The sequence below is a fragment of the Dactylosporangium siamense genome, assembly GCF_016862795.1.
Classification (GTDB): Bacteria; Actinomycetota; Actinomycetes; order Mycobacteriales; family Micromonosporaceae; genus Dactylosporangium; species Dactylosporangium siamense.
Genome location: NZ_BONQ01000179.1, coordinates 29,037 through 42,489, shown reverse-complemented (window position 1 = coordinate 42,489; position 13,453 = coordinate 29,037). Strand labels below are relative to the sequence as shown.

The 13,453-nt window shown below is 71.3% G+C and carries 12 protein-coding genes, 1 tRNA gene and 1 pseudogene; 6 read left to right on the top strand and 8 right to left on the bottom strand.

The annotated features are described in order from the left end of the window. From Dsi01nite_RS52535 to Dsi01nite_RS52525, 3 genes are all read right to left on the bottom strand, one after another. Window positions 1-490, bottom strand: a 490-nt coding sequence (locus Dsi01nite_RS52535; RefSeq protein WP_203854043.1) for a hypothetical protein, incomplete at its 3' end; no start/stop codon positions are given. Window positions 491-572: 82 nt separating this feature from the next. Beyond that, window positions 573-1,088: a hypothetical protein gene (locus Dsi01nite_RS52530; RefSeq protein WP_203854042.1), complete on the bottom strand. Its 516-nt coding sequence runs from the start codon at window positions 1,086-1,088 to the stop codon at window positions 573-575. Window positions 1,089-1,174: 86 nt separating this feature from the next. Continuing rightward, a tRNA-Leu gene (locus tag Dsi01nite_RS52525) sits at window positions 1,175-1,251 on the bottom strand. A gap of 133 nt (window positions 1,252-1,384) precedes the next feature. On the opposite strand from Dsi01nite_RS52525, the gene Dsi01nite_RS52520 reads away from it, so the two are divergent. Both Dsi01nite_RS52520 and Dsi01nite_RS52515 read left to right on the top strand, forming a co-directional pair. Further along, complete coding sequence (locus tag Dsi01nite_RS52520) at window positions 1,385-1,843, top strand: hypothetical protein (protein WP_203854041.1); 459 nt, start codon at window positions 1,385-1,387, stop codon at window positions 1,841-1,843. A gap of 146 nt (window positions 1,844-1,989) precedes the next feature. Next, window positions 1,990-2,178 (top strand): hypothetical protein, encoded by a 189-nt coding sequence (locus Dsi01nite_RS52515; protein ID WP_203854040.1) that lies wholly within the window; start codon window positions 1,990-1,992, stop codon window positions 2,176-2,178. A gap of 14 nt (window positions 2,179-2,192) precedes the next feature. Here Dsi01nite_RS52515 and Dsi01nite_RS52510 read toward each other — a convergent pair whose 3' ends face one another. After that, window positions 2,193-4,130 (bottom strand): CHASE3 domain-containing protein, encoded by a 1,938-nt coding sequence (locus Dsi01nite_RS52510; protein WP_203854039.1) that lies wholly within the window; start codon window positions 4,128-4,130, stop codon window positions 2,193-2,195. Here Dsi01nite_RS52510 and Dsi01nite_RS58050 point away from each other — a divergent pair. Beyond that, window positions 4,117-4,821, top strand: coding sequence for a GlsB/YeaQ/YmgE family stress response membrane protein (locus Dsi01nite_RS58050; protein WP_239137092.1), 705 nt, complete (start codon window positions 4,117-4,119; stop codon window positions 4,819-4,821). The two genes, Dsi01nite_RS52510 and Dsi01nite_RS58050, sit on opposite strands and share 14 nt — an antisense overlap. 42 nt (window positions 4,822-4,863) lie before the next feature. Here the strand turns inward: Dsi01nite_RS58050 and Dsi01nite_RS52500 are convergent, their stop codons facing one another. The 3 genes from Dsi01nite_RS52500 to Dsi01nite_RS52490 all read right to left on the bottom strand — a co-directional run bounded on the left by Dsi01nite_RS52500 (window position 4,864) and on the right by Dsi01nite_RS52490 (window position 9,710). Beyond that, window positions 4,864-6,462 carry a sensor histidine kinase gene (locus tag Dsi01nite_RS52500; protein ID WP_203854038.1) on the bottom strand — a complete coding sequence of 533 codons (1,599 nt, stop codon included), beginning with the start codon at window positions 6,460-6,462 and terminating at the stop codon, window positions 4,864-4,866. Window positions 6,463-6,676: 214 nt separating this feature from the next. Beyond that, window positions 6,677-8,251, bottom strand: a complete 1,575-nt coding sequence (locus tag Dsi01nite_RS52495; RefSeq protein ID WP_203854037.1) for an NAD(P)-binding protein — start codon at window positions 8,249-8,251, stop codon at window positions 6,677-6,679. A 334-nt stretch (window positions 8,252-8,585) separates the two neighbouring features. Next, window positions 8,586-9,710 carry a site-2 protease family protein gene (locus Dsi01nite_RS52490; RefSeq protein ID WP_203854036.1) on the bottom strand — a complete coding sequence of 375 codons (1,125 nt, stop codon included), beginning with the start codon at window positions 9,708-9,710 and terminating at the stop codon, window positions 8,586-8,588. A gap of 135 nt (window positions 9,711-9,845) precedes the next feature. Between Dsi01nite_RS52490 and Dsi01nite_RS52485 the strand changes: the two genes are divergently transcribed. Then, complete coding sequence (locus Dsi01nite_RS52485; protein WP_203854035.1) at window positions 9,846-10,724, top strand: universal stress protein; 879 nt, start codon at window positions 9,846-9,848, stop codon at window positions 10,722-10,724. 129 nt (window positions 10,725-10,853) lie between these two features. Here the strand turns inward: Dsi01nite_RS52485 and Dsi01nite_RS52480 are convergent, their stop codons facing one another. Further along, window positions 10,854-11,438 (bottom strand): CBS domain-containing protein, encoded by a 585-nt coding sequence (locus Dsi01nite_RS52480; RefSeq protein WP_203854034.1) that lies wholly within the window; start codon window positions 11,436-11,438, stop codon window positions 10,854-10,856. A 205-nt stretch (window positions 11,439-11,643) separates the two neighbouring features. Here Dsi01nite_RS52480 and Dsi01nite_RS52475 point away from each other — a divergent pair, with 205 nt between their 5' ends. Both Dsi01nite_RS52475 and Dsi01nite_RS52470 read left to right on the top strand, forming a co-directional pair. Beyond that, on the top strand, window positions 11,644-12,720 hold the full coding sequence (locus Dsi01nite_RS52475; RefSeq protein ID WP_203854033.1) for an Acg family FMN-binding oxidoreductase: 1,077 nt from the start codon (window positions 11,644-11,646) through the stop codon (window positions 12,718-12,720). Window positions 12,721-12,770: 50 nt separating this feature from the next. Continuing rightward, window positions 12,771-13,151, top strand: a pseudogene (locus tag Dsi01nite_RS52470) (CoA-binding protein); the annotation flags it as partial. Between the last annotated feature and the right edge of the window lie 302 nt (window positions 13,152-13,453).

Here is a 13,453-nt window from a genome sequence, read left to right as displayed (position 1 = left end):
CGGCGGCGGGCCGCCACAGCCGCTCGTCGCGCGGGTCGGCCAGCCGGTCGGGCACGGTGAATGTGCCGTCGGCGTTGGGATCCGGCCAGTCGGGAACGCCGTTGGCCCGCATGCACCGCGCGAACGCCGACAGGTCGGCGGCCGGCGACGGCCCGGCGCTGCCGGCGGTGGACAGCTCGGCGGAGCGGCGCACGACGTCCGCGCACTCGGCGGGCACCGGGACACCGCGGCCCGTGACGGGAAAGCCCCAGCTGCCGTCGGAGTTCTGCACCGGATCCGGGTAGTCGGGGTGGCCATGCGCACGGAAACACTCGGCGACCTGGAGGAACACGGCGGCCGGGTCGGCGCCGACGCCGACCGGCTGGGCCGCGCCGCCGGCTCCGGCCCCGGACGAAGTGGCGGTGGCCTGGGACGACGGGGTGCCTGAGCCGCCGCAGCCGCTCAGCAACGCGGCGGCGCACAGGCCCGCGAACAGACTGGTGAAGCGCATACGGCATCCGACCGTGCCGGTCGGGCGGGCGGCCACCCTCCGCAGTATCGGCCGGGGCACCCTCTTTGGGGGAGCCCGGCCGTCAGCGGCCGTCGAGGAGCCCCTGGCGGCGCAGGCGGGTCAGCCAGCCGTTCATGGTGTGGCGCGGCACGTCGTACTGCTGGGCGAGCCGCACCACGCTCTCCGCCTCGTGATAGGCGCCGACGAGTTCCGCGGCGTCGGGCATGCGGCGGTACACCCGCTCGCCGGACGCTGCGGCCGGCGTGGCGGCGGTGCGCTTCGGCCGCGCGGTCCGCTTCGCCGCACGACGACCGGCCTGCGGGCTCTCGGGCGCCGCCTCGGCGGCGGCCGGAGCGGGGCCGGCGGCCGGAGCCGCAGCAGCCGCCGGCGCGGGCGACGTGGTGCGCTCCGCGGCGAACGCGGCGACGAGCGCGTCGAAGTCGACCTGCGGCGCGGCCAGGGCCGCGATGCTGCGGGAGGAGCCGGCCGAGACGGTGTACTCCAGCACGCGCGGCGCCCCGGACGACGTGTCCAGGTGGATGGTGGTGCGGGCGCCGCTGTCGTCGTCCGCTTCGATGGTGATGGTGTATCTGGCCATGGCGCCGCCTCGGGTCAGTGAAGTGTCGGATGTGTCGTGTCGAAGTTACGGCACGCACAGCCGACACACGACAGAAGGCGTCGGATTGGTGCCCCCGGTGGGATTCGAACCCACACTGTCGGAGGTTTGAGCTCCGTTCCTCTGCCGGTTGGGATACGGGGACCCGGCGCCATCGAACCCTACACCGCCGAGCGCGCCGGGATCCGCGGGTCCAGCGACGCACCACCGGGCCGTCACGGTGACGTGTGTCGGGTGAGGTGGCGGGTCACCGGGTCGGACCACGTCCGGCCGCACGATTGACCCAGGTCGACCCCACGACGGCGGCCGGCCACCCGGTCCAGGCCACCGACCCGACCCAGCACCGGCACGCCTGGGTGTTCACCGGCTCGCTCGACGGGGTCGCCGTCGTGGACACCCGCCCCGACCAACCCGACTGGACGCTGACCGGCCAGGCCAGCGCCTTCGTCAACGGGACAACCACCGTGTCCGCGGTCGAGCTCGGCTGGGCGCCGCAACTCCAGACCACTGGCAGCGACGCCGAAGGGTCCGTGACTCCCGGCCCACAGGTCAACCCGCGAATGCAACAGGGGAACAGCCTCATCGGGCTGGAAAGCGGCTCCGTCCTCGGCTCGACCTCGCCCGGCAGCGGCCTGGGCACCCAGCACCTCCGCGCCGACCTGACCCTTTGGATCCCGGATACCTCACCGACAGGCACCTACGTCAGCACGCTCACCCTGACCCTGATCAGTCCCTAGTCTGGCGCGACATCGCTCCCGTGTCTGCCCAGGGGCAGTGGCCAGCGGCGGTGGCCGAGCACGACCGCGCCGTCGCTCCAATACCGGTCGCGGTGCCCGCATCGCGCTCGTAGACTGCCGCCCAGCGGGTGTGCCGGGGAGGGGCTGTGAGCAGGAAGCGGTACGTCGCCCGTGGGGTACCGGGTGGGTATCGCGTCTGGGACAACAGGGGTCGCCGGTGGTGGGGCGATCTCTACGAGTTGTGTCCGGACGACCTGCTGGCCGAACTGAACGGCGACGCGAACTACGAGAAGATCACTGCCCTTCTCAAGCGTTACCGGGCGTTGAAGCGGTAGAAGGCTTCGTCCGGCTATCGTCCGGTGGCGTCGACGCTTTCGGGGGCGGGAGTGTGGTTGAGGGGGATGGTGAACCACAGGGTGGTGCCGTGTCCGGGTGGGCTGGCGAGCCGGCTGCTGCCGCCCAGGGCGGTGACCCGGTCGCCGAGGCCGCGAAGGCCGGAGCTGCCGCTCGGGTCGGCGCCGCCGACGCCGTCGTCCTCGATGCGTAGCTGGAGGGTCTGTTCGTCGGCGGTGGCGTCGATGCGTACGCGCGTGGCGTGTGCGTGTTTGGCGGTGTTGGTGATCGCCTCGGCGACGACGTGGTATGCGCTCGTCTCGATGTTCGGTGGGAGTCGGGACGGCAGGTGGATGTGCAGTTCGGTCGGCACCGGTGAGCGGCGGGTCAGGGTCTTGAGGGCGGATTCGAGGCCGCGCTCGGTCAGGATCACCGGGTGGACGCCGTGCGAGAACTCCCGCAGATCGTTGATGGCGTCGGCCAGCTCGTCGGTGATCTCGGCGAGCTCCTCGGTGAGCACCGGAGGCTGCGCCGAGGCTCGTTCGTCGGCCAGTTCGTCGGCCAGTTCGTCAGCCGGCTCCGGTGGCGGCGCCGAGGCCAGTGCGTGGATTCGGCGCAGGTCCAGCAGGAGGGCCAGGAGCCGTTGCTGGGTGCCGTCGTGCAGGTCGCGTTCGAGCTTGCGGCGGGCCTGGTCGCTGGCTTCGACGATCCGGACACTGGCGGCAGTCAGGTCGGCGCGGGCCTGCAGGTTCGCGATGGCCACGCCGACGAGGTCGGTGAAGTCGGCGGTGCGGGCGGCATCGTCGGGACGCAGCTGTTCCTCGCTTGCCGCCATGACGATCAGCGCCCCCCACAGGTTGCCCTGCATGACGATGGGCGCGCCGATGGAGACCGTGATCCCGTAGCGGGTCAGGAACGGGTCGGGCACCGTCGTGCCCTCGCCGACGCGGGTCCACCAGGGCCGCTGGCTGGCGTAGACGTGCATGGCGGCGCCGTCCGGTGGCAGGGCCGTGCGGGTGCCGGCCACGAAGGGCACGCCGTGTTCGCTCCACCCCGCGACGATGACTGCTTCCTTGTCCGGCTCGTACCGCAGCAGCATGGCGACGTCAGCGCGCAGGAGTTGCCCGACCTCCTCGGTGACCGCGCCGAACACCGTGTCCGGTGGTGAGGCGCGGGCCACCAGCGTCGCGATCCGTCGCAGGGCGCTCTGCTCGGCCACAAGCCGCTGCAGGTCGTCGCGGTACGCCTCCAGCGATCTGGCCATGGCGTTGAACGAACGCTGGAGCACGCCGATCTCGTGCGGTCCGCTCTCAGGCATCCGGGTGGACAGGGCCCCGGCGGCGAGTTCGTCAGCCATCCCGGCGGCCGCCACGACCGGCCGGGCGATCCCACGGTTCATCAGCGCCGCGTACACCGCCATGACCAGCAGGGACCCGGCGAGTGTGAGGCCTGCCACGCCCCACGCCCAGGCGGTGTCCTCGTCGGCGCTGGCGGCCTGCCTGGCCGCTTCGCTCATCTCTCTCGTGGTGAACTGGGCGAACTCCGTGTGGATCGCGTCGAGGCGCTGCTGGCTGTTGAGCAGTTGGGTGGCATCGGGCACCAGGATGTGACCGGCGGCGCCGGCCACCGTCGATTTCGACATGTCGGCCACGTAGGTCGTGATCTGGTCGTTGAGATGCTGGACGCGTGCGTGCTGCTGGGCGTCCTCGGAGACGAGCATCTGCAGTTGCACGGACTGCAGTGGGATCGCCGCGCGGGCCTGTTGCCAGGTTGCCATGAACCGCGGGTCGTGGGTGATGACAAAGCCGCGTTCGGCGCTTTCCATCGACAGCACGGATGCCTGGAGGTGTCCGGCACTGATGAGTGCGGCCTGCGAGCTGCGCGCGGAGCGGACCTCCCGGTCCAGCCGTGCCACCGCCACCAGCATCGTCACCAGGGCCGTGCTCAAGGCCACCGCGCACACCAGGCACAGCACCATGACCCGACGGGTCAGACCGGCGCTGAAGAGTGCCGACCGCGACGGACTGCGCCCGAAACTCCGATTGTGCGCCTTCACACTGATCTCCGTTCAGCGCACCATCGCCAACGGGCAGCGGACGGGGCACCTGCTGGACGAAGGTGACATCACAGCGATTGATTTCACCTGTCGGTTCAGACCAAGCGTACAACCGCAGAAACCGAACATTTTCCGCTCGGTATCGAGATGCACGATTGCGACCGGGCAGGTGGCAACCCGGGCCACCGGCCCTGAGCGGCGCGCGTCCGCTTCCTCAAAACACGTGTTCCGGCGCTTGCGTACATCGCGCACAATGCAACCGGAGCCGACTGTCGAAAGGACGTTCACCGTGGGCGTGCAGGACTACCTTCCAGCCATCGTGTTCGGTGCGGTCATCGGCATCGTCGCCCGGATCCTTCTGCCCGGCCGGCAACCAATCGGGCTGATCCTCACGATCCTGATCGGCATGGGCGCCGCCGTGGCCGGCACGTGGGCCGCGGACCGGTGGGACCTGCACAGCGACAAGTCCGTCACCGTCGCCGGCCACACCTACGACTGGCTGGTCCTGGGCGTCCAGGTCGGCATCGCCGTCGTCGGCGTCGGCGTGGCCGCGCTGCTGGCCAGGGCATTCTCCAACGACGACGACTGAAAACGACAACTGAAAACGACAACTGCAGACGACGGCTGGGTCTCACGCGCGGCCGAGCGGGAAGTCGGCCTGCAGGCGGGTGCCCTCACCGGGCGGGCTCTCGAAGGTCAGCGTGCCGCCCATCGCCTCGACCCGGTCGGTCAGTCCGGTGAGGCCGGTGCCGCGCTTCGGGTCCGCGCCGCCGACGCCGTCGTCGCGCACCGTCAGGTGCAGGTAGCCATCCCGCGTCTGCACGCAGACATGCACGAGCGTGGCCTGGGCGTACTTGGCGGCGTTCGTCAGCGCCTCGGCCACCACGTAGTAGGCGGCGACCTCGATCGGTTCCGGTTGGCGGCCGTCCACCTGCACGTCGAGCGCGACACCGATGGCTGAGCGGCGGGCCAGTGCGCGCAATGCCGGCCGCAGGCCGCCTTCGGTGAGGATCGCCGGGTGTACGCCGCGCGAGAGCTCCCGCACCTCGTCGACCGTGCCGCTCAATCCCGCCACGACGTCGGACAGCTGCTGCCGGAGCTCCGTCAGCTCCGGCGGCACGCTCGCCTCGGCCAGGCGGATGTCCAGGCCCAGCGAGATGAGTCGCTGCTGGACGCCATCGTGCAGGTCGCGTTCGAGCTGCCGGCGGGTCAGGTCGGTGGCGAGCACGAGCCGCGCCCTCGACGCGACCAGGTCGGCGCTCTGGACGAGCGTCACCGCCTGGCGGAGGATCAGCAGTGAGATGACCACGGCCTCGACGACGATCTCGACGCTGTCCATCGGGATGCCCCGGATCAATTGCAGAATCAACAGCACCCCTGTGCCAGCGACCGGCACGTACGGCAGCAACAGGTGGCCCCAGCGGACGCCCGGATGCACGGTCCAGCGCGGCGCCTCGCCGGTCGCCGTGAGCGCGGCGACCGCGATGAGCGCGTACCCGGCGACGAACCCGGCATTGGCCAGCGGCGGTATCCCGTGCGCGCCCGCGGACACCATGTACGCGAAGAGGCTGTCCGAGAACGACAGGCAGAACAGCCCGGCTCCGAGGGTGATCAGCAGCAACCGGTTCGCCGCCGACGCGGTCGCGACGATGAGCAGCACGACGATGACCGTCAGCAGCAGATCGGTGACCGGGTAGGCGATCGCGACGGTGTAGGCGAGCGGGGTGGCCGCACCGGCCCGCACCACCGCCCCGAGCGCGGTGGCCCAGCTGAGCACGAACAGCGAACCCACGACAATGAGCCCGTCAAGGACCACCACCAGCTGCTCCGGACGGCGCCGGCGCACGCCGTGTGCCGGCCGCTCGGCGGCCAGGACGACGATCGCCGCGAGCGCGAACACCGGCATGGTCAGATACGCGGCGTCCGCGAGCGAGGGGGACGGCAGCCCGACGTCGCGGAACAGCTGATACCACGACCAGAGAAACTGCCCGACCATCCAGCCGCACGTCGCGGCGCCCATCCACAGCCGCCACCATCGCTGCGTGCCGGTATGCCGAGGGGCGGTGCACCAGCAGGCGAGGGTGGCGGCGAGCGCCGCGAGGAACTGCCCGGCGTCGTCGACGAACAGCGACCACCACGGGCTCAGCAGCCCCGAACTGGCCAGTCCGACGACAGCGGCCACCAGCAGGGCAGCGATGACGAGCGGGGCCGATATGAGTCTGCGCGACAAAAGGATCAAACCTGACCGCAAGTGATCAGAACGACGAGCTGGCTACGCTACGCACCCGTGTGTCCTTCCCCCGCGTGTGTCATTCCCCCGCGGCTCGGCCCGAATCGTCCCGTTGCGGCCCGTTCACCAGCCGCCGTCACCCCCTCAGTCACCATCCGTCGCGGCGCGGGACAGCCAGGTCGCACCAGATGCCAGGTGTCGGTGGCGACCGTGGTCAGGAGCCGGCGTCCTCGTGGGCACCGATCCGATAGGCGTTCGCCATGACCGTCAGCGTGATCGTGCTGGCGGGGATGGTGGGGAAGACGGTGGAGTCGACCAGGTGCACCCGTTCGAATCCGGCGGGGCGCCCCAGCGGGTCGGTCTCGAAGTCGCCGGGCTTGCGGCGCATCGGCAGCGTGCCACCGCAGTGGAAGCCGCGACCCGGCTCGCCGAGCTTCATCGTCGGGCCCAACGGCACCGCCCGGAACAACGAGCGGTGGCGGTACAGCTTCGCGATGAGCTTCTTGAGCACCGGAAGGGTCTGCGGTCCGCGCCGGCCGTGCAGGTCCAGGGCCCCGTCCCGGCGCAGCGTCAGGCCTATCTCACCGGAGAGGTCCGAGTGCAGGTATCCCTGAATCACCAGCATCCGCTGCAGCAGCGCCGACGAGACGGCGCGGAAGGCCGGATATGCGGTGCCGAGGGCCGCGGCGATGGCCCGCCGGTAGAGCTCGTTGTAGGTGTAGATCTGCAGATGGATGCTGTTGGCCGAGAGCTGCGGATCGAACACCTCCAGGAACACCTGCGACAGCGTGTGCAGCCCTTCGTCGAACACGCCCTGGACACCCGAGTAGCGCAGCATCGGCAGCAGGAAGTACTGGCTGTCGCGCATGACAACCTCGCGGCCGTAGGCGCCGATCGACTCCAGATACAGCTTGGTGGAACACAGCGCACCGCCGGCGACGTACAGCCGCGAGGCGACGTGGTGGACCTCCTCGCCCGTGACCCGGTCGCGGCCTTCGATGTGCACTTCGCCGTCACGCTCCGCGAACCTGGTGACCAGCACACCGGGGACGTAGGTCACCTTCCCCTGAGCGACGAGCTCCCGCAGCGTGGTGGCCGGGTTGTAGATCAACCCGTACGGACAGCCGGACATGCACAAGCCGCACCGCTCGCACGGATGACCACCGGCGTTGCGGCGGGCCACCGCAAGACGTGCCCGGCCGAACACGAACCCCTCCGCACGCAGCGCCTGCTGGTTCTGGCGCAGATCACGCAGCAACGCCTCCGCCTGCCGGCTCGTCGGCAGCGACTCCAACCGGTCGGTGTACGTCGGGAACCGCTCCGCGAGGTCGTCGGCCGCGCCGGACAGGCCGACGAACGACATCACCTGGGCGAACTGTGGTCCCAGCTCGCCGGGTCCGATCGGCCATTCGTCCAGCTCGTCCGGCAGGTACGGCAGGGCGGCGGCGCCCCAGACGTTGCCGAATCCACCCTGACCGAACGACGGAACCACGCCGACGTCCGTCGCGCGGCGCGGCAGGTGCCGCTCAGCGTCCCGGTATGGGAAGTCAGAACCGAAGCTGACCTTCAGCGGCACACCGCGGGTGCTGGCGTTCATGTTCTCCTGAACGCTCGCCAGATCCGCGTCGGCCCACTGCACCGGTCGCTGTCCGGCCATCCGCCCGACAGCCGACGCCCTGGTGGGTTCCAGGGTGAGTCCCACATCGAGGACGGTGACGTGCAGTCCTTGCCGGGTCAGTGCGACCGCTGCGGCAATACCGGCCGGACCTGAGCCGATGACGTAGATCATGGCCGGGCCGCGCTGCCGCTCGACCGGGCCGGGCGGACCGGAGCTCCGGGTGGTGAACTGCTCAAGGATCGCTTCCGTTCCTGCACAGCAGCCATCGCGGACCGGGATCGGGATGGTTCCCGTTCGTCCGTTGTGTGGTCCGGCCCTACGCGGCGGTGTCTGACACCACCGTCGGAGGCACGCTCGCGAGGCGCGACGTCGCTCGATGTCCGCTTCCTGCGTGCATTCCACCACCGTGCGCGTCCCGGCAGTTCAGGTCGACGGAAGGTAACCCGGTCCGCGCCGCCGAATCACCTCCGTCGATTGCCCGGGATCACCCGTTGGCGCGGGAATATCACCCGGTGCGGCTCACCCCCGGCGCACGCAACCGCGCCAGTTCGATCGCGCGGGCGACGTCATCGGCGGACAGCACGCCGACGAGTCTGCCGCCGTCGACGACGGCCGCTCGGTCGTCCGGCGCGGGCAGCGCGACGCTCGCGACGGTCTGCGCCGCGTCGACAAGTGTGGCGGGTCGGGCGATCTGCCGGAGCGTCGTCGAGGAGCGGTCCGGCACGGGGACCTGGGCGAGGGTGGCGAGCTGCACCATACCGGTGGGTCGCCCCGCATCGTCGCAGAGCGGGAACACCCGCTGGCGGGAACCGGCGGCGGTGAGGGCGAAGCTTTCGATGCTCTGGTCGGGTGCGCCGCACACCGGGTCGGCCTGCATCACGGCTCGGACCGGCAGGCCGTCCAGGGTCGCGCGGGTGCGCACCCCCGCGCCCTCCGCGCTCGCCGCAGCGAGCACGAACCAGCCGAGGATCCCCAACCAGACACCGCTCAACGCGCGGAAGACCAGCAACTCGGCCAACCCGACGAGGAGCATGGTCACACCCAGCGCGTGACCGATCCGGGTGGCGGTCAGTGCGGCGCGGACGCGGTCACCGCGCCACCACCACAGCGCGGCGCGCAACATCCGCCCGCCGTCGAGCGGAGCGCCCGGCAGCAGGTTGAACACGGCGAGGACGACATTGATCATCGCCAGCCAGCCCGCTGCCGCGACAACGGCGGGCGGTCCGCCCAGCAGGGACAGCAGCAGCGCGGCGGACCCGGACCCGACGCCGGCCACCAGGCTCGTCAGCGGGCCGGCAGCGGCCACCAGGAGATCGGACCGGGCATCGGGTGGCTCGTCGCGGAACTCCGCCACGCCGCCGAGCAGCCACAGCGTCAACCGCTCGACCTGGATGCCGAAGTGCCGGGCAACCAGGGCATGGGCGAGTTCGTGGGCGAACAGCGACAGTAGGAACAGCGCGGCGCTGCCGACCCCCAGCAGCCACGCGACGGTCCACGGAAGGTCCGGCACGCTGGCCGGCAGGACAACGACCGCGAGGCGGTCCGCCAGCAGGAACATGACCACCAGCACCGACCAGTGCACACCGACCGGGATCCCGGCGATGCGACCGAACCGCAGCGTCTGTTTCATGCCTCACCTCGGTGCACGCTCACGAACGGCCCGACCCGGGATCCCCCGGACCGGCAATCCTCCGGCAAGGCGTACCCGCATCAGCACCGGGTAGCTCGCTGGGTCACGGAATCCGGCCGGCAGAGGGGATCCGCGGTGAACAGCGAACCGATCGTCGTGGTGGGTGTGGACGGCTCGCCGGCGAGCCTCGATGCTGTGGGGTGGGCGGCCGCCGACGCGGTGTGGCGTCGGTGCCGGCTGCAGATCGTGCACGCCTTCGTCTGGCCGGCCGTGTATGCGCCGGTGCCGGCCCCGGTGCCGTCGCCGTTCGAGGAGGGCGTGCGCGCAGCGGCCGAGCGGACGCTCACCGTCGCCGCGGGCCACGCCCGAGCCGTCGCGTCGGGGCTCGAGGTGCGCACGGAGCTGCAGTTGCGGGAGCCGGCGGAGGCGCTCGTCGAGGCCTCCCGGCACGCCGCTACGGTCGTCGTCGGCCACCGCGGCCACGGTGGCTTCACCAGCCTGCTGCTCGGCTCCGTCGGTGCCGCGCTCGCCGCCCACGCGGCATGCCCGGTCGTCATCGTCCGCCGCGAGGACAGGCCGGCCGGCACGGAAGCGGGTCGGGTCGTGGTCGGTGTCGACGGATCCCATGATGCTGAAGCGGCCCTGCGGTTCGCGTTCGAGGAGGCGTCGCACCGTAGCGTTGGCCTGACCGCGGCGCACGTCTACCAGTGGCCGGTGTCCACCGGACCGGGTGACATGCTGCCACTGGTCTACGACCTCGACGATCTGCGGGAAGACGAGCAGCGGGCGCTGTCGGAGTCGATGGCCGGGTGGTCCGGGAAGTATCCGGACCTCGACGTGCGGCACACGCTGGTCCGTGGTCGGCCCGCCGCGGTCCTGACGGAGCTGTCCGCGGGTGCGGAGCTCCTCGTTGTCGGCTCCCGCGGCCGCGGCGGCTTCGCCGGCCTGCTGCTGGGGTCGGTGAGCCAGGCGGCCATCCGCCACGCCGCCTGCCCCGTGGCCGTGGTCCGGTAGCGAAGCGGGGCCGTGGTCCGGTAGCGAAGCGGGGCCGTGGTCCGGTAGCGAAGCGGCGGGCGCCACAACCGGCACCGGCACGCGGCCGCCGTCCGGGGACCGCATGGCAACCAGGTCCGTCGGCTGCGGTCAGCCGGACCGTGCCGTCACACGCACCGCGGTGACACCGGCGGTGGTGCGCACCAGTGCCTCGGCGACCGCGCGTTCGGTGTCCTCGTCGAACTGGCCGTCGATGCTCGCGACCGTGTCGTGGACGTGCACCTGCCAGCGGTGCTGCCCGTCGGCGTAGGCGTCGAGCCGGTGCTGCGCCTCGCGCTGTGCGGCGTCGTCGGTGGGCAGCAACGTCCGCAGCACGTCGCCGCGGCTGACCACACCGACGACCCGTTCCTCGACGACGACCGGCACGGTGTGCGTATCGTGCTTGACCATGGCCGCGGCCAGGTCGGCGACGTCAGCGTCCGGCCATGCCATCACCGGCCGGGCCGACATCACCTCACGGGCCTCGCGCACGCCGAGGTCGCCCACTGTGGCACCGCCGGCCTCGCGTCGCAGCAGGTCTCCTTCGGTGACCATGCCGACGAGGACGCCGCGCTCGTTGACGACCGGGACGGCGGTGATCGACTGCCGTTCGAGCAGTTCCACCACCACCGCGACCGGTGCGTCAGCGCGCACCGTGTATGCCGGGGCGCTCATGATGTCTTTGGCGCGCATCATGCCTCCTCAGGTCGTCCGGCCTGGCAACGCTCATTGATCTCGCGGGTCGGGCCTCTCCCCTCAACTGTCCACGCACGGGCGGTGGTCGTTCAGGGTCTTTGGTCCCGCACGCTGGATCACAGCCCGCGCTCCGGCGGTGGTTGGTTCGCGCTGTGCGGGGCAGGTACCGACAAACTGCCCAGCACCTGTCTCGAGGGGAGTCATCATGCGAACGCAGCAGCACCCGCAGCGCAACGATCCCACTCAGGGGTTCACCGTCGCGGCGGTGTGCCGGCTCCTCGCCCGTGCCGCAGTGGCCGCCGTCCATGCGCCCTCGGTGCTCAACACCCAGCCGTGGCGCTGGCGGATCGAACACGACACGGCGCTGCTCTTCGCCGACCGCGACCGCGGGCTGTCGACGATCGACCCGGACGGCCGGTTGCTCACGCTCAGCTGCGGCACCGCCCTCCACCACGCCTGCGTGACCCTCGCCGCCGAAGGCGCCGACTTCACCGTCGAGTCGCTGCCGTCCAATCACGACCCGGACCTGATGGCGGTGGTGCACTACGACGGGCCGGCGCCACCGTCGCCCGCGGCCGTGCCGCTCGCCGACGCGATCATGAAACGCCACTCCGACCGGCGGTCGTTCGCCGCCCGGCCCGTGCCGGACGAGGCGCTCGACCCGTTGCGCGGCGCCGCAGAGCGCTGCGGCGCGCACCTGCAGGTCACCTGGTCCCGGGACCTGGCAGACATCGCGGCGGCCGCCGCACTCGCCGCCGACGCCGAGTTCACCGACCCCGCCTACCGCGCGGAGCTCGCCGCCTGGATCCGCCGCCCCGGCGAAGCGCGCGACGGCGTGCCCACCGACACCCTCAGCGACGCCGGCCCGCGCAAGATTCCGCTGCGCGATTTCAGGGCCATCGGCTACCCCAGCGGGCTGCACAGCGACACCGACGTCGAAGACCAGTACGCCCGCTACGGCATCGTCGTCACCGACGGCGACGGCCCCGGCGACTGGCTGACCGGCGGGGTGGCCCTGTCCGCCGTGCTGCTCACCGCCACCGTCGAGCATCTGGCCACCTCCACGATGAGCGACCTCGTCGAACACGAAACCGCCCGCCAGGCCGTGCGCCGCACGCTCGGCGGCGTCGGATACCCCGCCATCGGCGTCCGGATCGGCATTCCAGCCGACGGCGCCGCACCCGCACGAGCCCCCCGCCGCCTGGCACGGGAGGTCGTCGAGGTCCTCGCCGACCCGCTCTGGGACGAGCCGGCGCTGACGCCGCCACCGGCAGTCCGCTGAACCTCGCACACCCGAACGCGCACCCAGGCGCAGCAAGGGAGGTCATCCAGATGCGTACTCCGCGCCAGATCCTCACCGAGGCGCACACCATCGCCGTGGTCGGCGCCTCCCGGGATCCGCAGAAGCCGGCCCACTGGGTGCCGGGAATGCTGCAGGAACAGGGCTGGCGCATCGTGCCGGTCAACCCGCACGCCGACACCATCCTCGGCGAGCACGCCTACGCCCGCCTGACCGACGTTGCCGAACACGTCGACGTCGTGGAGGTCTTCCGACCCGCCGACGAGGCACCGGAGATCGTCCGCATGGCCGCGGCGGTCGGTGCGGGCGCGGTCTGGCTGCAACTCGGCCTGGTCAGTCGCGAAGCCCGGCAGATCGCCGGCGAGGCCGGACTCGACTACGTCGAGGACACCTGCATGGGTCAGGAACGCGCCTTGCACGACCTGGTCCACGGCTGCGAACAGCCGCCGCGGTGCCGGGTGTACCACGGCAACCCCGCGACACCCGACATAGCCGAAGTCCCTACCGCGCCGTGGTCATAGCCGCCGGCGGCCAGCTGTCGCTGGGTTCGACCGGCGGCTCAACCGGCGGCTCGACCGGCGGTTCACTGGTCGGGCTCTGCCGGTGCCGTGCGGGGCATCAGGGCGACGGCCAGGATGACACAAGGCTGACCGTCATCGCATGGGCCAGTCCGGAGGTCGCGGCCTGGAAGAAGATCGACGTGACCGCGGCCGAG

Bases quoted from the DNA above. Each gene is read 5' to 3' on its own strand.
- Dsi01nite_RS52530 (WP_203854042.1), bottom strand. From the start codon at position 1,088: ATGGCCAGATACACCATCACCATCGAAGCGGACGACGACAGCGGCGCC.
- Dsi01nite_RS52495 (WP_203854037.1), bottom strand. From the start codon at position 8,251: ATGATCTACGTCATCGGCTCAGGTCCGGCCGGTATTGCCGCAGCGGTC.
- Dsi01nite_RS52490 (WP_203854036.1), bottom strand. From the start codon at position 9,710: ATGAAACAGACGCTGCGGTTCGGTCGCATCGCCGGGATCCCGGTCGGT.
- Dsi01nite_RS52480 (WP_203854034.1), bottom strand. From the start codon at position 11,438: ATGATGCGCGCCAAAGACATCATGAGCGCCCCGGCATACACGGTGCGC.
- Dsi01nite_RS52475 (WP_203854033.1), top strand. From the start codon at position 11,644: ATGCGAACGCAGCAGCACCCGCAGCGCAACGATCCCACTCAGGGGTTC.